Source organism: Ruegeria sp. AF5, assembly GCF_056541905.1.
In genome coordinates this window covers 1-25147 of sequence record NZ_JBQFYZ010000006.1, presented here as the reverse complement: position 1 = coordinate 25147, position 25147 = coordinate 1, and the positions used below count along the sequence as shown (strand labels likewise).

Annotated in this window: 16 protein-coding genes; 8 read left to right on the top strand and 8 right to left on the bottom strand. The window is 56.3% G+C overall.

Translation table 11 applies throughout. The features are described from left to right. Positions 1-18 precede the first annotated feature (18 nt). Positions 19-1596, top strand: a complete 1578-nt coding sequence (locus ACR0DS_RS10660; protein ID WP_480559487.1) for a DUF5928 domain-containing protein — start codon at positions 19-21, stop codon at positions 1594-1596. 316 nt (positions 1597-1912) lie between these two features. Further along, positions 1913-5512 carry a flavoprotein gene (locus tag ACR0DS_RS10655; protein WP_480559489.1) on the top strand — a complete coding sequence of 1200 codons (3600 nt, stop codon included), beginning with the start codon at positions 1913-1915 and terminating at the stop codon, positions 5510-5512. Here ACR0DS_RS10655 and ACR0DS_RS10650 read toward each other — a convergent pair. From ACR0DS_RS10650 to ACR0DS_RS10640, 3 genes are all read right to left on the bottom strand, one after another. After that, a complete protein-coding gene (locus tag ACR0DS_RS10650) occupies positions 5509-6672 on the bottom strand; it encodes a hypothetical protein (protein ID WP_480520108.1) in 1164 nt (387 codons plus the stop codon). The genes ACR0DS_RS10655 and ACR0DS_RS10650 overlap by 4 nt on opposite strands. A 20-nt stretch (positions 6673-6692) precedes the next feature. After that, entirely contained in the window at positions 6693-9968 is a 3276-nt protein-coding gene (locus ACR0DS_RS10645; RefSeq protein ID WP_480559491.1) for an adenylate/guanylate cyclase domain-containing protein, read from the bottom strand. A 96-nt stretch (positions 9969-10064) separates the two neighbouring features. Continuing rightward, entirely contained in the window at positions 10065-10970 is a 906-nt protein-coding gene (locus tag ACR0DS_RS10640; RefSeq protein ID WP_480559493.1) for a LysR family transcriptional regulator, read from the bottom strand. 103 nt (positions 10971-11073) lie between these two features. Here ACR0DS_RS10640 and ACR0DS_RS10635 point away from each other — a divergent pair, with 103 nt between their 5' ends. From ACR0DS_RS10635 to ACR0DS_RS10615, 5 genes are read left to right on the top strand one after another with little or no spacing between them, the layout of a single operon-like run. Then, positions 11074-12516, top strand: coding sequence for an aldehyde dehydrogenase family protein (locus ACR0DS_RS10635; RefSeq protein ID WP_480559495.1), 1443 nt, complete (start codon positions 11074-11076; stop codon positions 12514-12516). Beyond that, entirely contained in the window at positions 12516-13490 is a 975-nt protein-coding gene (locus ACR0DS_RS10630; protein ID WP_480559497.1) for a membrane dipeptidase, read from the top strand. The genes ACR0DS_RS10635 and ACR0DS_RS10630 overlap by 1 nt, the downstream gene beginning before the upstream one ends. 4 nt (positions 13491-13494) lie before the next feature. Further along, positions 13495-15183 (top strand): hypothetical protein, encoded by a 1689-nt coding sequence (locus ACR0DS_RS10625; protein WP_480559498.1) that lies wholly within the window; start codon positions 13495-13497, stop codon positions 15181-15183. Continuing rightward, a complete protein-coding gene (locus tag ACR0DS_RS10620; protein WP_480483864.1) occupies positions 15180-15809 on the top strand; it encodes a DUF3726 domain-containing protein in 630 nt (209 codons plus the stop codon). The genes ACR0DS_RS10625 and ACR0DS_RS10620 overlap by 4 nt, the downstream gene beginning before the upstream one ends. 11 nt (positions 15810-15820) lie before the next feature. Beyond that, complete coding sequence (locus ACR0DS_RS10615) at positions 15821-16840, top strand: Ldh family oxidoreductase (RefSeq protein ID WP_480559500.1); 1020 nt, start codon at positions 15821-15823, stop codon at positions 16838-16840. A 41-nt stretch (positions 16841-16881) separates the two neighbouring features. Here ACR0DS_RS10615 and ACR0DS_RS10610 read toward each other — a convergent pair whose 3' ends face one another. Then, positions 16882-18189 (bottom strand): aminotransferase class I/II-fold pyridoxal phosphate-dependent enzyme, encoded by a 1308-nt coding sequence (locus ACR0DS_RS10610; RefSeq protein ID WP_480559502.1) that lies wholly within the window; start codon positions 18187-18189, stop codon positions 16882-16884. A 96-nt stretch (positions 18190-18285) separates the two neighbouring features. Here ACR0DS_RS10610 and ACR0DS_RS10605 point away from each other — a divergent pair, with 96 nt between their 5' ends. Then, positions 18286-19164, top strand: a complete 879-nt coding sequence (locus tag ACR0DS_RS10605) for a LysR family transcriptional regulator (protein ID WP_480483861.1) — start codon at positions 18286-18288, stop codon at positions 19162-19164. A gap of 261 nt (positions 19165-19425) precedes the next feature. Here the strand turns inward: ACR0DS_RS10605 and ACR0DS_RS10600 are convergent, their stop codons facing one another. From ACR0DS_RS10600 to ACR0DS_RS10585, 4 genes are all read right to left on the bottom strand, one after another. Further along, on the bottom strand, positions 19426-19854 hold the full coding sequence (locus ACR0DS_RS10600; RefSeq protein ID WP_480559504.1) for a phasin family protein: 429 nt from the start codon (positions 19852-19854) through the stop codon (positions 19426-19428). Positions 19855-19997: 143 nt separating this feature from the next. Beyond that, on the bottom strand, positions 19998-21122 hold the full coding sequence (locus ACR0DS_RS10595; RefSeq protein ID WP_480559506.1) for an ABC transporter permease: 1125 nt from the start codon (positions 21120-21122) through the stop codon (positions 19998-20000). Beyond that, positions 21123-23819 (bottom strand): ribosome-associated ATPase/putative transporter RbbA, encoded by a 2697-nt coding sequence (gene rbbA / locus ACR0DS_RS10590; RefSeq protein ID WP_480559508.1) that lies wholly within the window; start codon positions 23817-23819, stop codon positions 21123-21125. Then, positions 23816-24811, bottom strand: coding sequence for an HlyD family secretion protein (locus ACR0DS_RS10585; RefSeq protein ID WP_480483857.1), 996 nt, complete (start codon positions 24809-24811; stop codon positions 23816-23818). The genes rbbA and ACR0DS_RS10585 overlap by 4 nt, the downstream gene beginning before the upstream one ends. Positions 24812-25147: the final 336 nt, after the last annotated feature.

Here is a 25147-nt window from a genome sequence, read left to right as displayed (position 1 = left end):
GGAAATTACCTAACCTCGATGGCTAAGATTGCCTATATATTGTTGTGCCATAAGGACCCTGATGCAATCATTGCACAGGCTGAACAGCTGACTGCTGCGGGCGATTGCATGGCGATCCACTTTGACGCCAGCGCCAGCCCCGAAGCTTACGGGCGCATCCGTTCCGCGCTGGATCAAAATCCGAACGTGACCTTTGCAAAAAGGCGCATCAAATGCGGCTGGGGAGAGTGGTCGCTGGTGCAGGCCACGCTGAACGCGCTGCAGGCTGCTGTCGAAACCTTCCCACGCGCCACGCATTTTTATATGCTGTCCGGTGATTGCATGGCGATCAAAACGGCAGAATACACCCATCGGTTTCTGGATAATCACGACAAGGATTTCATTGAAAGCCACGACTTTTTCGAAAGCGACTGGATCAAGACTGGCATGAAAGAAGACCGGCTAATCTATCGCCATTATTTCAATGAACGAGCCCAGCCCAAACTATTCTACACCGCCTACGAAACGCAGAAGCGTTTTGGGTTGACGCGCAAAATTCCTGAAGACCTTCAGGTGATGATTGGCAGCCAATGGTGGTGTCTTCGCCGCCGAACGGTCGAGATGATCCTGGATCTTCTGCAGCAGCGTAGGGACATAATCCGGTTTTTTTCGACCACTTGGATACCCGATGAAACCTTCTTTCAAACGCTGGTTCGTCACCTGATCCCGAAGGGCGAAATCGAAAACCGTACACCGACATTTCTGATGTTTTCGGATTATGGAATGCCCGTCACGTTCTACAACGATCACTATGACATGCTTCTGGGTCAGGACTATTTGTTTGCCCGCAAGATCAGCCCAGAGGCACATGAGCTGAAAGAGCGTCTCGGCTCACTTTACGCGAGTGAGGGCATCGACTTTCCCATCTCGAACGAGGGGCGCAGCCTGTATGCGTTTCTGGCTGGCCGGGGGCGCATCGGGCGCCGGTTCGGGCAACGTTTCTGGGAGGCCGAAAGTGTTCTGGGCCCTGACCGAGAGCTGTTCGTGATCGTCAGCAAGAAGTGGCATGTTGCCAAAAGGCTGGTCGATCAGATCGCGTCTGAAACAGATATCCCTTGCGTCGAATACTTGTTTAACGAAGAGGATACCCAACTGCCTGATCTGGGCGGTATTGAGACGACGCTGACCAAGCGCTCGCGCCATCGGCGGGCCGTTGTACGAATGCTTTTCGAAAGTTTCGGATCAGACCAGTTGGTTCTGTGCCTCGACCCGGCCAATCTGGACGTTGTTCAGGATTTCTGCGGTGATCAGGCCAAAACCCATGTGCTTGAGATCGAATGCGAATATTCGGACGAATACCTGATCGGACATGCGCGCCGCGTCGGATTGGCAGGGGACAACAGCCCAGTCGAGACTGTTTCCCATCTGCTGCCGACACTTCGCAACGATCTGAGTTACGAGTCCCAACAAATCCGCGCCGCCGGTTTGGACAATTACCTGCGACTGCGGGAAACCGCCCAGCGCGCCGAAAACGTAGCTGTCATATCCGAATTTCTAGGGGTGGACGAAGAAAAGGCCAGCGCGGTGATGCGGCTGGACTACCTGTTCGCCGATTAAACGGAAGATCAGCCTGAAATCCGACAGCTTTCCGGCCCCCTTCGGTGCATAGGGTGCACCGCATATTTGCCTGCCGGAGCGGGCCGCCTAAACCCAACATCACTGCCATCGTGATTTTTATTCAAAAATCGGATACTGTGCAGCCAATTGGGCCAATTTGCTTATACTTTTTCTTTGGCAGGCCGGCCCTGGCCAGTGACAGGCAAAAACAGACCCGCCCTTAATTCAGAATGACGGGTGTCTGCACATCGCAAAACCCGAAAGCCCCGGCTGGCCGCACTTAGACATTTGAAACGCAACTCCGGGGGGAACAGTTGTGCTTATAGATCAAATTGAAACGTCCAGATCATATATCCCAAATGACGCAGACTGGAAGCTGATATACAAGGTTCTGCCGGGCGAGGCCAAGATTGCCGACCCGTCAGTTATTAACCTTCATTTCGAATGTATCGAGGTGACCGACAACACGGTTCTGCCAGCAAGCGGCATGTATGTTGTTCTGCGCGGTGTGGTTCAGTTGCGGCAGAATGGAAATCCTTTGGCCAGCGCGGATGTCGGTGACTATTTCTATGAAGAGCACCTTCAGATATCGGACATTCCCGTCAGCCTCGAAGCGCTTGCGCTGGACGGATCGCGGCTGGCCTTTCTGTCCAGCGAGAACTGGCGTCAGGTACCAGAGGAAATCCGGCAACCCTGCTTCGCCACGATGTTCGGCGATCTGGTCAGTGTTCAATTGCAGAATTTCCAGCAGCCGATCAATTGTTGCAGCGTGACGGCTGCCGCCCTCAGCATGTCCGCGTTGGGCTTCAGTTGCGAAGTGAACGACATTTTCCGTGAATGCTCGCTGCCTTCGTCTTTCGTCGTCAATGACGGTATCTCACTGGGTGAGCTGTTTGACGTCGCGTGTACCTACATTCATTCGCAGGGCCTGCGGGACAGGGTTCAGGTTCAGGCCTATTTCATGGACGAGGACACGACAAACGTGCAGCTGTTGTTGGATGCGATTGACGAGTCCAACCGGCTGGGTGGTGACAACGATATTCTGGTGGCGAATTTTCAGGTCGGCGTCGCCCATGGCAAAGCGAATATGCCGGGCGGGCATTTTGCCGTCATCGCCAAGTGCAACCCAAGCACTGGGCTGGTGCACATGATGGACGTACATCCTGAGAAATACGGCAAGCTTTGGGTTACAACCGCAGACCGGCTTTGGAAGGCGATGTCGGACCGTGACGGAACCTCGATGCGGTCGCGTGGTATTTTGCGCTTCTCGGCGCGTGCCGCGGTCAAGACGCATCTGAAGACATTCAAGCAACGATGCAACTATGTCGACAGCACGCTCTATCTGGCAAAAGACCCCAAGAAACGGCGCAACCTGTTCCGCCGCGCCACTCCGAACATGAACTCCTTAGGTGTGTTGGTGGAAAGCCTGGCCATTCACGGCGATGACAAGGTGGACGAAGACGAGCTGCTGCGGGCCACCGAAGCCTCTTTCACGGATGTTGTCTCACGGGTGGCCACGGCCGCGGACATGCACGACATGGCCCAGAAATACCTGAACGGGTCCGAAAACGTGCACCTGAGCAGTTCACTTCGCAGTTTCGGAACGCGCGAGGACACATCGATCGATACCCCCGAAGACTGGTTCAAGATGCAACTTCAGGGCCTGGACGCCATTACGGACCGTCACCTGATGATCAATATCGACTTTAATCGGGTCACCGGGATCGAAGCCATCCACCCGCCGGTAAACGTTTACCGGGAAACCGCGTTGCTCGAAGAATTCTGGTGCCTGTGTATCGCATATGATGAAGCAACCGACCTTGTGACGATCGTCGACATGAGCCCCGCAACGTCACAGGTCTGGCAAGCCCCTCGCGGAAACATCTTCCGCGGCCTGCGCGATCTGGAAAACCCGGCGTTGCTGGTGATCGAAACGGTTGAGCCTCCCGAAGACCCCGGAGATGTCGCAAGCATTATCCGGAACAACCCTATGGTTCTGTTTTATGAAGATGAAGACCCATGGTCCTACATGCTCAGAAGTGTTCTTTCAAACATCGGTGCGACCAGCGTAAAGCAGGTGGATGTGGGCGGTCGCGACCCCAACGCGATAAAGATGCGACGTCAGCTGATATCTTTAGGTGAAAAACCCAAAGTTCCCTACCTGTTTTTCCAAGGCCAGTGCATCAGCAAAGGCGAAAAGCTGGAAGACATTGTGGACATGATCAAGGCGGGTCACCTTCAGGACCGCATGATCGAAGCGGGTCTTCCCGTTTCCAAGCTTGAAGAGACACCCAGCCTGAACAAGAACATGTTCGGCTATCCCAAAGGTGTGATGAACGAGGTAAGCAGCGGCAAACGCAACGTGCTGCTTTGTGCCTGCGGGTCATCGGCGGCAGACAAGATACCAGAACTTGTTGAACGCATCGTCGACGCCGGACACAATGTCAAACTGATCCCTTCTACTTCGGCTGAAAAGTTTTTTCGGGACTTCGGCGCTGAACGGATCGACGCCAAGATCACCCATAACGACTATTACCGCGACGATGATGAATGGAACTTCCGTTACATGGAATTCGACATGCCGGTGCGAGCGTCTCATCTGGCGCTATGCGACTGGGCCGATTGCGTGATCGTCGCTCCTATCACCTGCAACACCATGGGCAAAGTGGCAAACGGGATCGCCGATAACCTTCTGACCTCTGTCTTTGTGGCGTGGCAGTACCAGAAGAAGCCCGTGATCCTGTGCCCGGCCTGCAACACGAATATGTGGAACAACATCACCACCCAGAACAATGTCGCAAGGCTGAAGACGCTGGGCATCGATTTCATAGGCCCTCGGGAGGGCCGCCTGTCCAACGGCCGGATGGGGATTGGTATGATGGCCACGCCTGACCAGATCATGGAAGCACTGGGCGACGCATTCGAAGAACTGGACGACCAGAAATACCGCGTGTGCAAATGGGCCCGAGAGGCTGCCGCCGCCGATGATATCAATGAATGGAAACGTGTGTTCCGCGCCATCGATGAAGGTGTCGTGGGAGTCAATATCGTGGACGAAGCCCACGGCGATTCATTGCTGCATTATGCGGCTGGCGGCGAAGGCGAATTGAACGAAGGCGGTCACGATCTGGGCAAGCCAGATTATGAAGCGGCACAGGATTTGATCGACCGCGATATCGACGTCAATATCGTCAACGATCACGGTTTCACGGCATTGCATGTGGCTGTGATGAACAAAGCCCCAAGGATGGTCGACATCCTGTTGCGCGCCAAAGGCATGGATGCAACCTCGTGCATTAAATTTGTTCAGGGCATTGATATCGCCCCCGAGATACGGACCATGCTGGATGCTTGGGCGCGAGACCACAACCTTAAGATAAAAAACGCGGAACAGGGCCGTGACGAAACCTTTATTGCCGTTCAGGAACCCACCTATCTGTATTTCACATACGGCTCCCTGAAACAGGGGTTCCCGAACCATGAGGCACACAGCCGGGTCTTGAATGACTTCGTCGGGCCTGCCCGCACGCGGCAACCAATGCCCCTGATCGTTCCAAATGAACCGTACTGCGACAATCCGAACTGTGGCTTCCTGCACCGAATGGCGACCCTTGTCGATCAGCAGGGCATGGGCAAACAAGTAAGCGGAGAGGTTTACCGGGTGACGGAATCGGGCCTGCACGAGCTGGACAAGCTGGAAGGTTATCATGGTCCGGGCTCGTCCAAGAACGTCTATATCCGCAAAAAGATCAACGTGATCTTGGATGGCGTGATGAAACCCGCCTACGCCTATGTGATCGCCGATCCTGAAAAGTACATGCAAAACTGGCGTGACGGCAAATCAGATGTCATCAGCGACTACACGCTGGATATGGCGCAGGGTGAACCCAAGCCCGGATTCGAGCCGGCTATCTAGTTTTCCACTGTGCTGACTGGTGGCGGTTTCGGGCTTTCCTTGGAACTGAGATTATAGGCCGTGATCACCACCATACAAAGCAGGACGAACGGCCAGAACCCGGCCTTGGGAATAAGGTTGTCCCGATAGTGGATGATCCGCAACGACGTCTCAACGTCGGACGCAAACAGGTATGTATTGACCGAAACTGCCAGCAGCATGAAGTACATCAGGAAAAAGAACGACTCCATATAGATCACAGGAGAACCTGCGAACCCTTCACGCAGCTGCACATGGGCCAACAGGATCACGAAAAACAGAACCGAGCAGGTTCCGATTACACTGGACGTGCTGAAGTCATGCCGATCGGCCAGCCCCTCGCGGCGCGTGACGGTCATCAGCGCCCCAAACAGCAGCATTGTCACGACAAGCAGCGGGACCATGTGCACGATGAACGCGTTTGCGAAATTGCGTTTGATGACAAAGTTATAATGCAGCTCGGGCATGTTGGTTTGATAGGCGTTCTGAGCGATGCCCAACGTCGTATCCAGGCTTGACAACTTATAGTCGAAATAGGTGTTCTCACGTTCCCACGTACCCATCACGATCTGACTGTCGATGCCGAAAATATCATCCGGACCGGTCGCGGAATAAGCCTCAAAGTCAGGAACCAGCGCAACATTGATGTCAAAAGATGCGGGCCAGAAGCGCACCCAGACCGTTTTGTGATCAAAGGGGTAGCGGGTGTAGTCAAAACTCTGCCGAAGGGTTTGTTCAAAATACCACCCGATCAGCAACCCATCTTGTTGCGGCAGCCGATAGGCCTCTTCGATCAGGCCGTTTGCTGTATCGACCGCTTCCGGCAGAAGAAAACCGATCTCACCCTCGGCCGGACGGATCTCATCATGAACACCTGTGATGTAGCGCTGCCAGACGTAACCGGTGACCTGCACGTCGCTGGCACCAAGAAAGCTGAATGATTTTAAGAAGATCCCCGTTTTAACGCGGTAATCCGGCACGGCATCCAGTTTTTCCAGATATGCGTCTACTGATGCCTGATCCGGAAGTTGAGTGGGATCACCCTCAAAATGATTCAGTTCGATCCAAAGTTTGAGCAAGAGACCCCCAAGCCCAAGGGTCAACAAGCCAGAAATCAGCCACACCTTTCTTTCAACGCTCATTCAGCCTCCTGCCGTGTCACCTAATCAGCCAGAAACCCCACTGAACCCAGAAGGGATTGCGTGATACCCATAGCGGCAAACTGCGTTGTCAGATCGGCATACCCCCCGTGTTGTATTGGCGGAGTGTTCTGCTGTCCGCTTTCAGCCAAAAGTCGTGTTTGACAAATGGATAAATCGACCATTGGCAAAGGCTCGGTAGTCGTGAAGGCTGCAAGCCCATCCGCATATTCAATTGCTGCGTCCCAATCGCCGCGCGCCAGCATGACGGCGCAGGCGTCCGAGTAAAAGTGAAGGTGACTGTGACCCACACATCCCTCGGAAATGATCTCAGACCCCAGGTTCAACAAGCGCGTTTGCTCATCAGGGTTGGCCTCGGCCATTGCCAGGGCCGACAAGGCCTTGGGCCCTACAAAGTTCCGCCCATGTTCAAGCGCGATTTCAACCGCGCGACGACCTGTTTCCCGACCGTGGTCCAACTTTCCGGCATAAACCTGCGTTCGCGCCAGATGTTCAAGGGCCTGCGCCTCAAGGCGTTTTGCACCGACGCGTTCCGCAATTTCAGCTGAAACACTGAACGCTTCCAGTGCCTGATCAAGGTTGCCCAAAAAGGTCTCGGCCACGCCAAGGCAGGTCTGTGCAACGCATTCCGGAACAAAGGCAAAATACGTTTGCGAGACTTCGATGGCCTCAATGGCGTCCGCCTTGCCCTGTGCTACGTCCCCGGTGTAACTGCGCGCGACGCTGAGATTGTGCAGATTGGCGGCCAGATCGCGGACCAGCCCTTTTTCGCGCGCTCGTTCAACAGCTTGCGTATAAAAGCCTGTCGCTGTCTTCATGGTGGCTTTCATGAAGTTTGCATCACCAAATCCGCTTAGCGCGCCTACCTCAAGGCGGGCAGAACCAAGTTTGCGGGCAAGCGTCAGGGCGCGTTCATTAGCGCTTAGCGCTTCCTTGTCCCGGCCCAGAGGGAAATAGACATTACCGCGCACGTAGTTGATCTGAGCCACATCCCGCTCTGACCCGCAACGCTCGGCGGCGGATTCAGCCAGATCGAGCGCCTCCAGCGCGTCCTGATACAGGCTGGCTTGCCGCGCAGCCTGCGCAAGCCCGATATGCGCGCGGCTTATTTGCTCATCGGTTTCGGCAACACGGGCAGCTTCCCGAAATTCACGCAGTGCGTCGCTGGAAAGACCCTGAAGCCTGTGCGTTTCAGCCCGTGCGCAAAGCAGATCGAACCGGACACCTGCAGGGGACGGCAGTTCCAGGGCACGTTCGATCAATGGGCTGGCATCGTCGAACCTGAAGGCCTGGATCAGTTTTTCCGCCGCTTCCAGATACGCCTGTGCAGCGTTATTCGCCCCTGCCCGATCCAAATGTTGTGCGCACAAAGTTGCATCGCGATCCTCGAACCACTTGGCGGCCTGCCTATGCAGGCGCGCACGCTCGGATTTGACCAACGTTGCATAGGATCCATCCCTGATCAGCGCGTGGGCAAACATGAGGTCAGGCCCCGCCTCTCGGACCAGCGCGGATCGGATCAGGCTGGTCGTATCCAGATGCCCTTCACCCAGAATAAAGTTCAGCACTTCTGCAGAGAACCGTTGCCCCAGTACCGATGCTGCCTGAATGGCGGAGCGGCTGTTTCGATCCAGTGCATCCAGTCGGGACTGAACGATACCCTGAATACTGCCAGGCACGCTTTGCTGTGTAAGCACATCCGTATTGCGCAACAACTGCTCAAGAAACAGCGGATTTCCCCCGGCACGTTTGACGCAGGTGTCCAGCAACTCGGGGTCGATGGCCGTGAATTCTTCGACCAACAGTCTGGCCTGTTCCTCGCCCATCGGCGCCAGTTCCATCTTGGATACCAGCGCGCCATCGGTTGCCATTTGCCATTCCCGGTCAATCGGGTCGCCTTCGGCCCGGCTGGTCATCATCAACACGCAAGGGATATCCCGAGTTGCCGCCGCCATATGAGAGCAGGCCATCAGGATCTCGGGCGAAGCCCAGTGGATGTCCTCGATCTGGATCAGCAGGGGGGCTTCCTGGCTGCAGGCCGACAGCAACTCTTCAATGACCTGCCGCCGTCCGCGCAGGCGGGTCTTGTTGTCCATCACCGCAAACACCTCGGCCAGTCCCGAATCCTGCTCCAGTTCAAGCAGCGCATTGAGGTGCGCGGCGTTCGGAGGGCTGACCCAGCCCCTGGCGATTGTCTCCCTGGCCGCTGCGGCACCTGTTTCCGCGCCATCTGCCGGGTCAAGACCCAAGATACTGCGGGCGACCATCTGAATGGCCGAATGCCCTTCGCGCGCGCCGAAATCCATCACGACACCGTTGTGGATCGTGTAGGACTGGCCGGATGCCAGCTCAGCAACTTGCTCGGACAAATGGGTTTTCCCGATCCCGGGCTCACCCAGGATCACATGGACTTCGCCCTTGCCGTGACGCTTGCATCGGTCAAATGTGGCCGAGAACACCGACAACTCCCGCTCGCGCCCGATGAATTTGTGACGCCGTGTGCGAATGTTCCGGGCCAATCGATCCAGACGCCAGACTTCAACGGGATCATTCAGCCCTTTGATGGCCTTCACACCAATGGATTCGCCCACGAATAGCGGCCCCAACGCGCGCTGAATGTCGTGTGAAACCAGAGTCTCACCCCCCGCGGAAATATCCGTCAGGCGGGACGCCAGATTCACCCCGTCTCCTGTAACGGTGTATTCCGTATGCGACTGACTTCCGGTCGTACTGGCAATGACTTGACCCGAGGCAATACCGATGTGGCAGGAAAGCGGCGGTGACAAGGTCGGCAGAGCTGCATGTATCTCGGCAGCAGCACGCGCGGCCCTTTCGGTATCATTGGTGTGTGAAATCGGCGCTCCGAAGACGGCCATGACCGCATCGCCGATATGCTTGTCTATACGACCACCGTATTTTTCGACGACATTGTCCACTTTGCTAAAGAATTGATTCAGCAGCGCATGCAGATCTTCAGCATCCAGCTCGCTGGATAGTTTCGTGAATGCGGTCAGATCGGCAAACATCACAGTAACCTGTCGCCGCGCGGGCTCGAGCTGTGCAGCAGATTCAGGTTCTGCTGAGGTTTGGCTGGCATCAATCTGTTCGATGGCGCGCAGCAGCCGCCGCCGATCACCGACGGCCGTCACCCCAATTTCGATCAAATCCTCGGCCGTCAAATCAGGCAGGATGGAGAAATCGATTTTGTTGTCTGCGAAGGCCTGCGCGTACTCGTTTAATCCAATTGCGCTCAGCCAGCCCCTCAGGTCCTGAGACATGTTGCCCCTCTGAAGTCCCCCACTTCATTCAGGAACCTAGCATGTGCGCCGCTTCGAGTCTGCTAGAACCTATTTAATTTATGCTTTTGAGCAGGGTTAATCCAAAACTGGCTCCTGCACCAAGCCAGCGTTTCCAAAACCGCTCGACAGGATATACGAACAGCAGGCCTGGGTGATCTCGCGGAAGCGGGCTCTTTCCCGACGGTAAATATATACCTCTCGCTTGTCTGGCAAATCTGAAATCGGACGAAAGGCGACCGCATCCGGGATGAACTGTGCGACGGTCTGCGGCAGGACCGTGATCCACTGGCCTGCCCTGACAGTCGTGATCAGGGAATGCGTGTTGTGAATGGTAACCTCGGCCCTGTCTAGGATCTCTCGGAAAGGCGCGGACTCGATAAAGTCGCACAAGGCGTTTCGCACGAAGGGCGCCGCCATCAGGTCACAGATTTCAGGCGGTTTGGCCCGTGTCATAAGCGGATGATCAGAAGCTGCGACCAGTCCGAACCGATCCTGAAACAGCGGCTCGGCACTGACCCCGTTCAGGGGATGATGACCGGATGCAATGCCGATGTCCGCCTTATCCCCGGCAACGGCGTCCAGAACCTGTTGCGAATCCCCGTCTCGCAACTCGATCTTCAACCCGGGAAAGCGTGATGTCATATGTCCCAGCAAGGCGGGAAAGACCAAGGCCCCCACCGACGGCACGGATACGATGCGGATCAACCCTTGTTCCGCCTGCGCCGCCATTTCTATGTTCTGAACAGTCTGATCAAAATCGCGCACTTGTTTGAGAGCAAGGTCCAGAACCTGCTGACCCAGCGGCGACAGGTGATTTTTCCGTTCACCTTCAAATAGTTTCTTGCCCAGATGATCTTCAAACTGCTTCAGCATCATTGAGACGGCGGATTGCGTCCGACCCAGACGGCTCGCAGCCTCGGCAAGGTTTCCAGTTTGGGCCACGGTACAAAAACACCGCAGCATCTCGATTTTCATCGCCATACTTCAAACTTTCTGAAGTTTCCTAAAGTTATTTGAGTTTGACTGATGTTAGCCGAAAGTTCCATCCTGACCCAAATCGAAATTTGCGAATTTGGGGCCTGACGTGACCAAACTGAACCTGATTGCCGGCGAATGGCTGGCGGGCGAAAGCGAAATTGAAAACCGCAACCCTTCGGATCTAAGCGATCTGGTTGGCATGTTCACACAGGCCAGCGCCGATCAGCTTGAGGCGGCGCTGGATCAGGCGCGCGTCGCGCAGGCCGAATGGGCCGCCTACGGATTGGAGCGGAAACAGGCCGTCCTGAACGCCATCGGCAACGAGTTGATGGCCCGCGCCGAAGAGCTGGGTACATTGCTGAGCCGCGAAGAAGGCAAGCCGCTGGCTGAAGGCAAGGGCGAGGTTTACCGCGCCGGTCAGTTCTTCACATATTACGCCGCCGAGTGCCTGCGCCAGATCGGTGAGAACGCCGATTCCGTACGCCCCGATATCGAGGTGGACGTGCGCCGCGAAGCTGTTGGCGTTGTCGCAATCATCAGCCCGTGGAACTTCCCCACTGCAACCGCCTCGTGGAAGATTGCCCCGGCGCTGTGCTATGGCAACGCGGTGGTGTGGAAACCCGCCAACATCACACCCGCCTCGGCTGTGGCCCTGACTGAAATCATCGAACGTCAGGATATCCCGAAAGGTTTGTTCAGCCTTGTGATGGGCTCGGGCCGTTCGGTCGGGCAACGTCTGGTGGAAAGCCCCAAGGTCAATGCGATTTCCTTCACCGGGTCTGTGCCCGTGGGCAAAGGCATCGCCGCCGCGGCGATCCAGAACCTGACCAAGGTGCAAATGGAAATGGGGTCCAAAAACGCGCTGGCCGTGATGGACGACGCCGATCTGGATCTGGCAGTAACTCTGGCGCTGGGCGGGGCCTTTGGCGGTACCGGTCAAAAATGCACCGCCTCATCGCGGCTGGTGGTTCACGCGGGCATCCACGATGCCTTTGTCGAGAAACTGGTTGCCGGAGCGCAGGCAATGAAAGTGGGTCACGCGCTGGAAGCAGGCGTGCAGATGGGCCCCGTCGTCAGCCAGCAGCAGTTGAATGAAAACCTTGCCTATGTCGACCTGGGCAAATCCGAAGGGGCCGAGCTGGCCTGCGGCGGTCAGCGTCTGGAGATGCCCCATGACGGGTTCTACATGTCGCCGGGCGTCTTCCTGAACACCACCAACGACATGCGCATCAACCGCGAAGAAATGTTTGCGCCCCTGACATCCGTCATCAAGGTCGGCAGCTATGACGAGGCGCTGAGTGTGGTCAACGACACCAATTTCGGCCTGACCTCGGGCATCGTGACCAAATCGCTGGCCCGCGCCAACCATTTCCGCCGCAACGCGCGCACCGGTGTTGTGACGGTCAACCTGCCCACCGCTGGCACCGATTACCACGTACCATTCGGTGGCCGGGGCGACAGCTCGTACGGGCCGCGCGAACAGGGTAAGGCAGCGGCTGAATTCTATACAACCGTCAAAACCGCCTATATCAGCGCAGGCCCGGTCTGATGCGGATCGACGGGCTGCAATACGCCAACTGGTCGGAAAAGATCTTCCGCCAACTGCGCGAAGGGGGCGTGGACGCGATCCATGTCACCATCTCTTATCATGAGAATTTCCGCGAAACGGTTCTGAACTTCGAGAAATGGAACCGCTGGTTCGAGCAATATCCGGATCTGATCATGAAAGGCCGGTGGGCCAGTGATATCGACACAGCCCGTGAAACAGGCCGGACCGCCGTGTTTTTCGGATTTCAGAACCCTTCGCCCATTGAAGACGATATCGGGCTGGTCGGAATCCTGCACGATCTGGGCGCGCGGTTCATGCAACTGACCTATAACAACCAATCCCTGCTGGCGACCGGTTGTTATGAGGCCGAAGACACCGGCATCACCCGCATGGGCAAGCAGGTCATCAAAGAGATGAACCGCGTGGGCCTTGTGGTCGACATGAGCCATTCGGCTGACCGGTCCACAATCGAGGCGGCTGAACTCTCAGACAGGCCCATCGCAATCACGCATGCCAATCCGCACGATTGGTCCCCGGCCCTGCGCAACAAGCGAGATGATGTCATCCGCGCCGTGACGGAGAACGGTGGGATGCTGGGTTTTTCGGTCTACCCTCACCACCTGAAGGACAAGTCCGACTGCACGCTGGAAAGCTTTTGCGAGATGATTGCCCGCACTGCGGACAAATATGGGGCCAGTCATCTGGGGATCGGCACTGACCTGTGCCAGGATCAGCCTGACAGTATCGTTGAATGGATGCGTGTGGGGCGGTGGACAAAAGAAATCGACTATGGCGAAGGCTCGGCCTCTGCTCCGGGGTTTCCACCAATGCCGGGCTGGTTTCAGGACAACCGAGACTTTGGAAACATCGAACAAGGGTTACGCGCGACCGGCCTGAACGATGACGAAGTGGCCGGGATCATGGGCAGGAACTGGTATCGGTTCTTTGCCGAGAACTTCGTCCCACAAAGGTAGCCAAATGGAACCACACGCGCAGACAGAGATCGCCAGACGTGACCCCGCTACGGTCATGCGGCTGTCACGGCTGGGATCATTGCATCAATGCCGGCTCAGCTTTATGCGGCAACTGACACGCCGCATGGCCGATGAAAACTGGAGCTTTTCGCGACCTGCATTCGAAATTGACGACAAAGGTGTCGGCCATGCGGTCTATACCGCGCAAGGCCCCGATCGCGCCTATTCGCTGGTTGCATTTGCCCATGACCTGCCTGCCGATCAACGGTCAGACCGGGTTATTGCCGAAGCCTGGGACGCCACCTTTGCGCTGTTCGACGGTATCCCGACGCTAGAAGACATTGATCGGCTGTCGCGGAACGTACCGCTGCAAGAGGCAGGGCGTGTCAGCGAAACCGAATTGTCACTGTCACGCGCCAACCGTTCCGTGCGACTCTGGGCTCATGTGGTGGATCGTCTGGCTGCGGGCCAGCAACCGGACCTGGAACAGATTTATCAGGTCGGCTATCTGATGAGGACCACGGCTGTTTACGGGTCGGGCAAATTCGGCGCTGCGGATCGTGAGAAAACGGCGGACCGGGATGAGGTCAGCGGTCCCTTCCAGATCGAAATGCTGTCGGTGTACCTGACCCGGATTTTTGTACGCGATCTGGTGCAATATATGGCGCAGGTCAAAGGTGGGGATCAAACCGCCGAGCTTGATCCTGAAATCGCACGCTGGCTGGGCATCGGAAATTCCACAGGACTGGGAATGGCGCCGTTCATCGTGAACCATCCCGTTCTGTTCAACAACTGGATCATGGCGCGGGAAGAGGCCATCTCGCGCGTGCGGTCAATTAAGACAGCGACCGAAAAAGACGCGTGCGTCTTTCGCGACGTATTCGCGCGCAGCAAACAGTCAATCGCGTGGTGGCAATCCGAACATCCGATACAGGTGGAAAAACTGGCGGCACTGAAGGACGACCTGAATTCGATCGACGTATTTCTGGCTACAGACGACCTGACACGAGACCATCCGTGGGATCGCATGATCCGATGGTCGGAAACCGCGCTCAGCGAAGAAGGCCAGGAGTTGCTGGCCTCGCTGATCCTTGAGCCTTACGGAGATGTCGTGGATGGGCTGTCCAGCTGCATGGCGGACACAAACACGGCTGCACAGGTTATTGATGGAACAATGCCGGTGTCAGGGGTGCGTACCTTGATCCGGAACAGTTTTGACTGGGCGCTGGATCTTGATTGGAGTGATCCGAAAAACTGCGCGCGCGCCTGGTACGTTTCCGAAGAGAAACTTGAACCCCGACTGGGTGAACGGTTTGAAGAACCAATTGCGGACTATGAACAACCGCTCGCGCCCGCGCGTGATGCGGCGATGGCTTTCAGGGCTCTGCAAGACTGGCCGGATGATGCGCCGATAGCAGAATTTCTTTTGCGCCACCCCGAGCACCGCCACACCGTGCGCCGCGCCCAAATCAGCCGTATCGCGCCATATGGTGAGATTCATGACAACACAATCGGCGCGAAAGTGATGCCCATCGATATGTTGCGCGCAAAGCTGTCCTTCTTTGGCGCGACGCATTTCGACCCTCGTTCAGATCGCTGGGTCCGCATCTGCATGTATGCCGGCGCCCCCTACCCTGATGAGCTAAATACCGCAAACTCAGATTTGTGGGTTTATCCGGAGGTTGCACAATGACTTTTTCATTGAACGAAGTCGAAGCAACCGCCAAACGCGCAACCCGCGGGGCCGGATATGCCTGGGGCGTGGCGGAAGAGGCTGCAAAGGCCACCCGTTGGCTAAGCGCCCAAGGGTTCGACGGGCCCGCTATTCTGGCCCAACTGCTCAAACGTGAATATGCGCCCTGTCTGGAACGCCACATTCCTGTGCTTCCGAACGGAGTATGGGTTGGCGAACAAGACCTGTGCCCCCTGATGACCGGAGCTGTGATATCGGATTCCCCGACCGTCCTGTCCCAAGGCACCATTGCGATTTCAAATCTCGCAGCACCGCTGCTGTTGCTGCCCTTTGTCGCTGCGGGGGCTAAAAAGCTGGGAAAGACAGTAAAAGTCACCTTCGACGGGTATTCTGCGACAACTGATGGTGTTCATCTAAGCTGTGCAGACAGCAATTTGGACCGCGCTGATCATGTTGAGATAACCGAGGGCGACCACATTCAATACGGTCGCCCCCTGCTAAGCCGTGCCGCCCCAAATGCAGAGGCGTGGCAGATCCTCAACTCCATGGCGCACCGTACATATGCCCCTGCAACTGAAGAATCCCGACTGCTTGGCGCTGGTTCCGGCCTGTCGGACAATGACTGAAGGATCATCAGATGACCGAGACCCAAACCCTGTCGCTTGCCGAAATCGAAAAGCTGTCCTTCACCGCGTTGGTTGCCGCTGGCACAAGTGAAGAAAGCGCGCGCCCTCTGGCCGTGGCCACTGCGGCAACCGAAGCGGATGGGGTGGCCAGTCATGGTCTGGCTTATATCCCGATCTACTGTGAACACGTACAATGCGGGAAGGTTGACGGTCAGGCAGTACCGACGCTGGAAACGCCGCGCCCCGGCCTTATCCGCGTAGACGCTGCGACCGGGTTCGCACATGCAGCCATTGAAATGGGCTTTGATGCATTGATCCCGGCGGCTCGTGAACAGGGCATCGCGGCCCTTGCGATCACCAACAGCTACAATTGCGGTGTGTTGGGTTATCACACGTATCGACTGGCGCAGGCGGGTCTGGTTGGTCTTGGATTCACCAATGCACCAGCATCCATTGCACCTTCGGGTGGATCGAAGCCCGTTGTCGGCACCAACCCGTTCTCTGTTGCGGTACCGGGTACAGACGGACTACCCGCGTTGCTGATCGACCAGAGCGCCAGCACCATCGCCAAAAGCGAAGTGATGAAACACGCCAGAGAAGGCAAAGCCATTCCGGTCGGCTGGGCGCTGGACCCGGATGGAAACCCGACAACAGACCCGAATGTCGGTCTGAAAGGAAGCATGGCCCCATCCGGCGGATACAAAGGTGTGGGTATCGCTTTGCTGACTGAAATCATGGCGGCAGCTTTGACGGGGTCTACACTTGGGCTGCATGCCTCTCCGTTCTCGGGGACGGTCGGGGGTCCACCGAAAACCGGGCAGTTCTTCATCGCTATTGATCCTGCGGTTTCGTCAAATGGACTGTTTTCAAACGCAATTTCGGACTTGGTCGCGTCGATCAGAAATCAGGACGGCGCGCACCTGCCCGGAGATGGGCGCCGTGCATGTCGCCTTGCGGCAGGTCAAAAAGGTGTCGCCGTCAACTCTGCTACATTGGCCAGAATTGAGGCGATTATTCAGGAAAACAGTTAAGAGCAGCCACCAGACCGGGCGATTGTGGTGGCCGCTTGCGCCTAGTTCACGAAATGCAGCGTGTCGAATTCACTGCGCCAGGCAGAGACTTCCAAAGCGACAGGCGCGTCGTCCAGTCCTCGCGTGATCAAATCGGCGAGGCGATCAGCATCTCGAGAGGTCATGCCCCAGCGAACCAATTCAGGAGTGCCAATCCGCAACCCATTCAAGTCCCCTTCAACCGGCTTGACAGGTAATCCGATGCCGCATGCAAGAAACCCGCTTTCGCGAAGCTTCTTCGATGCCGCCTGCCCTCCGCCATAGGGCTCTGCCAGAACCGCGAACTGATGCGAATTGGTGAAGCCTTCCGCACCCTCAAAGACGCGAACACCCTGCGCATCCAACGCTGCGGCCAGTGCTTTTGACAGTGCGATCATCTCGTTCGCGTACGCCTGACCAAAGTCTTTCCAATCCAGCATGGTAACCGCAAGAGCGGCCGTTTTGGCGGCATCGAAATTGGCTGTCATCCCGGGAAAAGCAATAGCATCCAATGATTTGGCAATGTCGACATCATTCGACACGATCAATCCACCTGCTGGTCCACCAAGGCTTTTATAGGTGCTCATGGTCATGAAATGCGCGCCCTCGTTCAACGGGTTCGACCAGGCACGCCCCGCGATTATCCCGCACTGATGCGCGGCGTCGAACATGACTTTCGCGTCAACTTCGTCCGCAATGGCCCGCACCTCGGCAACAGGGTGTTCAAAAAGGTTCAGACTTCCGCCGATCGTGATCAGCTTGGGGCGCTCAGCCCGCGCCAGGTCGCGCAGTTGGTCCAGATCGACTGTGTAGCCATTTGTGTTAACCGGTGCCTCGATCGTGCGCAGCCCGAACAGCCCTGCACAGCCCGCAGTATGATGGGTCACATGGCCGCCGATCATTGCGGGTGGCGCAATGATTGTATCACCCGGCTTACAGGTCGCCATGAAGCCATAAAGATTTGCAATTGCGCCCGACGGCACACGAACCTCTGCAAATCGGGCATCAAAGACCTCTGCACAAAGCTCGGCCGCGATGACTTCGATTTCTTCGATTGCTTCCAGCCCCATTTCATATTTGTCACCGGGATAGCCCAGCGAAGGCCGCGACCCGATGCCCGACGACAAAAGCGCCTCGGCCTTGGGGTTCATGACATTGGTCGCGGGGTTGAGGTTGAAACACTCTTCCTCGTGAATACGGCGGTTTTCCTCTGCCAGATGCACGATCCGGTCCAATAGGTCGCCAGACGATGCCGATGCTGTCTTTGTCGCGATATTCTGAACCAATGTTTCGCTTGCGGTGGGCACCCAGTCTCTATGTGCAAGTGTCATCTGACATCCTCCTGTTTCGTGCACTGTGACTGCTGCTGCGTGACTTCGCAAAGCAGATTTGTTATTTCTTGGCGTAGAAAAACTAAGGCTAAGGTGATGAGCGTTTCCCCAAAGCGTCCCAAAGGGCCCCCACTGAACGCAATGCGCGCTTTTGAGGCAGCGGCGCGCCACATCAGCTTTGTCGCCGCGGCTGAAGAGTTGAACGTCACACCGGGTGCAATCTCGCAACACGTCAAAACGCTGGAAGGCTGGGCCGGTGCAGCACTTTTCCGGCGCAACGCGCAAGGCGTAGAACTCACGCCCGAGGGGCAGTCGCTTGTCGCTGAATTTACCAGGGCTTTTGACCAATTGGCCGACGCGGCCCGTGCGCTGCGCAACCTTAAACCCAATGCAGATTTTCATATCGCTGCTTTACCGGCCATTGCTCAGCTCTGGCTTCCCAAAAGGCTGCGCCAGATCCGATCTCAATTTCCTGACATCAGTTTTTCAGTCACTGCGCTGGAAGCGCCGCCGAGCCTGGGGCGCGAACTGTTCGACCTGTCAATCTTCTTCGCTCCACCGGACGACACGGCCAATCAGGTGGTCGTTTGCCCGGACGAGATCGTGCCGGTTTGCGCCCCGGCGCTTAAGGACCAAGTTTGCCGCGCAAACGGTTTTCTGGGCGTACCGTTGCTGCACGATCTGGTGTGGAACGAAGATTGGACCAAATGGGCCCAACACTCTGGCTATGACCTGCATAGTGCCAAGGGCGGTGCTCAATTCTCCCTCTACAGTCTGGCCGTAGAGGAAGCGAAGGCGGGCGCAGGAATACTGATGGGACACCTGTGCCTGATCGAAGACGCCTTGGCCACAGGCGAGCTGACAGCTGCGCACACCAAATTGTTCCGCACCGACCGATCTCTGGTTATCCAAATGCCACAACGAACCCGCAGGAGACCGGAAACGGACCAGATTATCGCATGTTTGTCCCGTTGACCCAAATTGTCCCAGACCTCAGCGCGGGATAGATGGGAACTGAAAGGGGGGCGAAAGATTGCCCAAAACACCGGGCACTTATCTTCGTCAAACTCGAACGCTTGGTCCCAACTTTGCATGTTCAATCATGTTTGGGTACACACGAAAAACTGTCAGAGCGCTTCCGCAATCGTGGCCGCTCGGTTTGGCCAGCGACACGTGGAGGGTTACAGTGCACCGCGCCCGTCGAAGAAAGGCTGCGTCAAACGGGTTTAGTCGGTCTCAGCTTTTGGCTTTGCCTGCGACCTTGGAGGCAGCTTCCATGTTTTCGCCGATGATGTCTGCTTCTGTTTCGCTTACGTATTTTGCACAGCGCGACACCATTTCGAACCATTCACGTGCGTCTTCCACCATTCGTTCCATGGAATGGCGTTGCCATTCGGCGACGGCTTGCATCGTTTTGCTTGGATCTGGGCTGTCGCCAAACGTAGCTTCCCGGGCAGTTTGCAGCGCGGTGCGTGCAGCCTCACGGCGGCGCTTGAACCAGAGGCGGGAGTATTCCTCCGCCTCGCTCAGCAGGTGGTCCTGCGCTTTCCAAAACTGCTCGATCTGCGGCGTCACCGCGGAGTTCATGGACATCATGCCCTGCATGGATTTCAACACGTCGGTAAGGGCTTCCTGTGTCTCGATTTCGGCTGATTTTGTGGGCATTTGAACTCTCCCTGGAAAAGAAGACGGTGATTAATTTTACCACACCCAGAGGTGCACTCACATTAACCGAGATCAAATTCACTGGGTAATTCGCGCCGTCGTTTCACAATACGCCCGTCCACAACATACACGGTCGGTTGATATCAACTCATCTGGGCGACTGACCGTCTGAACATAACCAGACTTGTCATCAACAGGGCCAGACCCAACACAGCCATCCAAACGAATTCCGGCCAGACCGTTTCGATTCCAGCACCTTTGAAAACAATTGCTTGGCTGGCTGACATATAGTGGCGCGATGGTAGAAACAGCGTTCCGGCTTGCAACCAGCCTGGTTGCCCTTCGACGGGTGTTTCCCCTCCGGACAGCATCAGCATTGGCAGGACAATCAGCATGACCAGAAGCGCAAATTGCGCCATTGAGCGCGCGATCGTCGCCAGAAATACCCCAAGCGCCGTGGCTGTAAACAGAAAAAGTGCGGTTCCAAATAGGAACAGTGTCTTTGATCCGGCAATACGAATGTCCAACGAACCCTGCATGACAAAAGTCAGCGATAACCCCGCAGCGATCAGAACAACGGCCGCATTGGCCCAGATTTTGGCCATCGCAATGTCGAGCGGAGTTAGCGGCATGGCGAGCAGATGCTCAATTGTTCCATGCTCTCTCTCCCGGATCATGGCAGCGCCGGTCAGGATGGTCGTGAGCCACATGATCTGACCGATCAGCGCAACGATGCCCGCAAAACGCACCGTATCTCTGTTTGGGTTGAAGGCACTTCTCAGAATGACATTGATTGCGGGGGGATCTACGAGGTCGACACCAACTGCAAAGCGATGGATTTCAGCGCTCAATATATTGGTGATGTAATTGGCGCCGATACCTGCCTGCTCCATAGCCGTGGCGTCTATCAGAACCTGTATCTCCGGTGTGCTTCTGGCACGCAGGTCTTTTTCAAAACCTGGAGGAATGGCAACGATGAAGATAAACCGCCCGGCATCCATGTGCGCTGGGCCGGTCCCCGGTTCAATTTGCACGACCGGTTGAAACTCCGGTGGGAAAAACGCAGTGGCAAGGGTGCGCGATAATGGAGAGTTATCCTCATCTGCAAATGCGATTGAGGCGTTATTCACCGAGCTTGCAACGCCTGTTGCTTCCATGATCGGAGCCAGCGTGAATGACCAGACCAGCAAGGCCATCATCACCCAATCGCGGCGCAGGCTCATCATTTCCTTCAACCCCAGCCAGAATATGCAAAAAAGGCGCTGCATTCACTTCTCCTGTGCGCGCAGGCAAAGGGCGGCGGCGAGTGTCAGCACTGGACCGAAACAGGCAAGCGCAAGAATGTCCGGGGCAAGTGATTCCCACCCCAAGCCCTTGGTGAACGCGCCGACGTTCAGGTGCAAAAAATAGGAAGATGGCCAAAGCGAGCCGATGAACTGAGCCCCCCCTTCCAAAGTGGAGACGGGCTGCAACAGGCCCGAGAACTGGATGGTCGGCACAACCGAGGCGATGGCTGTCGCAAATGTCGCTGCCACCTGGCTGGATGTCATTGTGGCAATCAGCAATCCATAGGACGTCGTTGCCCAGATATACAAAAACGCACCAACCGCTAGCGGAATGGGATCGCCTTTGAGCGGCACACCGAAGACGAAAATGGTCATCGCTGCCAGCAACAGAAAGTTTGCAAAAGCAATTGCAATATAGGGAATTTGCTTACCAATCAGGAATTCGAGCCGGGTTGTCGGTGTTACGTAGAAATTCACCACAGATCCCAGCTCACGCTCACGCGCGACACTAACCGCCGTCAAGACGGCCGGCAACATGATAAGCAAAATCGCCGGCATGGCCGGGGCCATTGCTGCAATGCTTTCAAAACTCTGATTGTAGCGAAATCGCGGTTCTATCCGGGCAATCTCGAAGTCCCGTTGCCCCGTGTTTCGGGCGTGTTCGTCCAGAAAGGACTGATGCAGTCCCGCGACATATCCTTCAACGGTCTCGCCTTTGAACGGAATGGCACCATCGACTGTCGCGAGAACCTGTGTCGGCTCGCCTGTGCGCAGCTTACGACCGAAGTTCGGTGGCAACTCTAAGACCAGTGAAACGTCTCCTGCCTGGAGCCGGTTGTGGCCTTCCATAGCGCTTTCCAATGGCGGCGTGGGTTTGAAATAGGACGACCCCGCGAACTCAGTTGCATAGGCACGGCTCTCAGGACCCTGAGAAAGGTCTAGAACGGCAAAGTCCAGTTCATCAATATCAAGCGTGATGCCAAAGCAGAAAACCAACATCAAAATGGCTGACCCAAGAAACGCGAAGGCAAGGCGCACAGGATCGCGCGCCACCTCGACAGCCTCGCGTCGTGTATAAGCCAGTGCGCGCCCGACGCTGCCACCGACGTGTCTGGAATTGGTGGCCAAATCAACTCTCGGTGCTTCAACCGGCGCCGGTCTTTCTGCCGCCTCCAGAATTGAGATGAACGCAGCCTCAAGGCTGTCGGCGCTTTCAGCGGCGATCAATTCGGCTGGTGTGCCTTCTGCCAAGACCTGGCCTGCGTGCATGAACGAAACACGGTCACATCGTTCTGCTTCTGCCATGAAATGGGTGGAGACAAAGATCGTTACCGCGTCTTGTCGGGACAACTCGACGAGCAAGGCCCAAAACGTATCTCGCGCCTCTGGGTCCACTCCGGATGTCGGCTCATCCAATATCAGCACACGCGGGCGATGGATGATCGCAACCGCCAGCGATAGGCGCTGTTTGATCCCAAGGGGCAGGGCGGCCGCAAGGGTATCACGGTGCGTGCCGAGTCCGAATCGTTCCGTCAGCTCCGAAATGCGCGCGTCGCGGTCAGGGATTGCGAAAATCCGGGCGTGCAACTGAAGGTTCTGGTACACTGACAATTCACCGTACAATGAAAACGCCTGACTCATGTACCCAATCTCGCGACGCACCTTTCGATCCCTGGCGTCAACGGGTTTGCCGAATAACAATGCCTCACCTGAGCTTGCAGGCAGCAAACCGGTCAGCATTTTCATCGTCGTGGATTTTCCGCATCCGTTCGATCCCAGAAACCCGAAAATCTCTCCGCGATTGATCGAGAAATCAACGTTGTTCACGGCGATGAAATCGCCAAAGCGCCGTGTCAGCCCGCGTGCAGTAATCACTGGATCCGATTTGATCTGTCGAACGATTGATTGACCCGGCGCTGAACCAGATGCCTCGTCTGCCCGCAAGCGTCGGTACGCAGTTTCGAAGTCCTTGTCGGCACACTTCAATTCGGCGGGTTTACCCTGAAAGATGACGCGACCTGCGTCCATCGCGACGATCCAGTCAAAGCCTTCGGCCTCCTCCATATAGGCTGTAGACACAAGGACAGAGAGCTTGGGGTTTTCCGTTCGGATAGCGTCGATCAATGCCCAAAACTGTCGACGCGACAACGGATCAACCCCGGTTGTTGGCTCATCCAGAACCAGGAGTTTGGGGTCATGAATCAACGCACAGCACAGGCCAAGCTTCTGTTTCATTCCACCAGAAAGCCTGCCCATCAGGCGATCCTCAAATGGTGCAAGCGCGGTCGCTGTCAGCAATGCGGTGATCCGGGCGTCACGCTCGTCGTGTCCCTGTCCGAAAAGGCCCGAGAAGAACTCCAAATTTTCGCGTACCGACAGTTCTGAATAGAGATTCCGACCCAAACCTTGCGGCATGAATGCGATCGCAGGGCATATTCGTCTACGATGAGTGGGCTCATCAATCGCTCCGCCCAGAACGTCGATTGATCCGGATTGAAGCTTTTTTGCACCGGTGATCAACCCAAGCAATGTGGACTTGCCCACCCCGTCTGGGCCAATGAAGCCGACAAGCTGTCCGGTTGGAAGGTCCAAGGTTACAGAGTTCAACGCGATGTGTTTTCGATACCTGTGTGTAACACCGGCAATTCGAAACTCTGACGAGGCGACTGTGGCATTCATTCGAACAGCTCTTGCGGGATGGGCTGTTCAAGCGCCTCGGGCCATGCGCTGGTGGGATCGATCCGTATCACGGCAATGCCGCGCAGGCCCGTTTTTACGTGTTCAATCCGGCTTTCAACCAGGTCCTGGGGGATACGAACGCGGACACGAAAGACCAGTTGCTCGCGTTCATCCAGAGTCTCGACTTGTTTGGGCGTGAATTGCGCCTCGGGAGAAACAAAGCTGACATATGCAGGTGTGGCGTATTCGGGTAAAGCATCAAGCACGATGCGAGCTTCGGCTCCAATCGGCAACAGCCCGGCTTCCCGCGCAGGAAGGAAAACTTCCATATACACGTTCTCGAGACTGAGAAGGGTCAGGATCGGTTCACCCGCTCCGACGACCTCGCCCGGCTCGGCCAATCGATAAAGAACGCGACCCGGCATTGGTGCCAGCAAGGAACTGTCTTCGATTTGCGCCTCAATCCTGCGCACCTCGGCTTCTGCAGCGGCAATCCGGCTTTCTGCGGTTGCAACTCGGGCTTTGGCGGCACCCAACACAGCAGACGCAACTTGGTGGATGGTTTCACGTTCCTCAAAAACTGTCTTAGAGATATTGTTCCCGGTCAGTAGCGCTGTAGCACGTTCAAGTTCCTGCGCCGCCCGACGTTGCTCACTTTGGCGTTGCAGAACCAAGGCTTCAGCTTCTGCTTTTGTCTGGCGCGCCAAGGCGACCTCGGCTTTTGCCCGGTCCAGCGCTGCAGACAATTCGTCTATATCCATCCTGGCAAGTACATCACCGGCGGCGACCATGCCGCCTTCAGGTGCCAGAACTTTGGCAACACGCCCGGCGATCGTTGGCGCAATTTCAACCTGCTCTGCCTCAATCCTTCCATTACCCTGTACGAAGCCACTCGGCAATTGATCGCCGTCTTGGGAGATGACGGAGTAAACAACCGCGCCAGCAACCACGATGACTACCAGAGCAAAAAAGATGGGCGAACTCTTCTTCATAGCTTTTGCCAGATCGTTGAATGCGACGGTCAGTCTAGTGCCTGGCAGGATTGGGGACTTTGCGATGGATCAAGCGTTTCCAAAGCATGCTTGGGGGAACAACATATCCTGTCTGTCGGAATGGACGTGTCCTGTTTTCGTGCCGCCCCAGGTGCTCGTTCAGCCTCTGTTGCGCATTCATCACAGGGTGAATTGCGTCCCCTGTTGCTTCCAGAGTGCTTTGAGTTGTGCAGTGGCCCTGAACGCAGAAAGCGCCCCTTGGGGCGCTAAGTGTTTGATATCTGACTTGAAGTATTGGTTGCGGGAGCAGGATTTGAACCTGCGACCTTCAGGTTA

Excerpts from the sequence above, each read along its gene's own strand:
- ACR0DS_RS10660 (WP_480559487.1), top strand. The coding sequence starts at position 19 with ATGGCTAAGATTGCCTATATATTGTTGTGCCATAAGGACCCTGATGCA.
- ACR0DS_RS10650 (WP_480520108.1), bottom strand. The coding sequence starts at position 6,672 with ATGAGCGTTGAAAGAAAGGTGTGGCTGATTTCTGGCTTGTTGACCCTT.
- ACR0DS_RS10645 (WP_480559491.1), bottom strand. The coding sequence starts at position 9,968 with ATGTCTCAGGACCTGAGGGGCTGGCTGAGCGCAATTGGATTAAACGAG.
- ACR0DS_RS10640 (WP_480559493.1), bottom strand. The coding sequence starts at position 10,970 with ATGGCGATGAAAATCGAGATGCTGCGGTGTTTTTGTACCGTGGCCCAA.
- ACR0DS_RS10630 (WP_480559497.1), top strand. The coding sequence starts at position 12,516 with ATGCGGATCGACGGGCTGCAATACGCCAACTGGTCGGAAAAGATCTTC.
- ACR0DS_RS10625 (WP_480559498.1), top strand. The coding sequence starts at position 13,495 with ATGGAACCACACGCGCAGACAGAGATCGCCAGACGTGACCCCGCTACG.
- ACR0DS_RS10620 (WP_480483864.1), top strand. The coding sequence starts at position 15,180 with ATGACTTTTTCATTGAACGAAGTCGAAGCAACCGCCAAACGCGCAACC.
- ACR0DS_RS10615 (WP_480559500.1), top strand. The coding sequence starts at position 15,821 with ATGACCGAGACCCAAACCCTGTCGCTTGCCGAAATCGAAAAGCTGTCC.
- ACR0DS_RS10610 (WP_480559502.1), bottom strand. The coding sequence starts at position 18,189 with ATGACACTTGCACATAGAGACTGGGTGCCCACCGCAAGCGAAACATTG.
- ACR0DS_RS10605 (WP_480483861.1), top strand. The coding sequence starts at position 18,286 with ATGAGCGTTTCCCCAAAGCGTCCCAAAGGGCCCCCACTGAACGCAATG.
- ACR0DS_RS10600 (WP_480559504.1), bottom strand. The coding sequence starts at position 19,854 with ATGCCCACAAAATCAGCCGAAATCGAGACACAGGAAGCCCTTACCGAC.
- ACR0DS_RS10595 (WP_480559506.1), bottom strand. The coding sequence starts at position 21,122 with ATGCAGCGCCTTTTTTGCATATTCTGGCTGGGGTTGAAGGAAATGATG.
- rbbA (WP_480559508.1), bottom strand. The coding sequence starts at position 23,819 with ATGAATGCCACAGTCGCCTCGTCAGAGTTTCGAATTGCCGGTGTTACA.
- ACR0DS_RS10585 (WP_480483857.1), bottom strand. The coding sequence starts at position 24,811 with ATGAAGAAGAGTTCGCCCATCTTTTTTGCTCTGGTAGTCATCGTGGTT.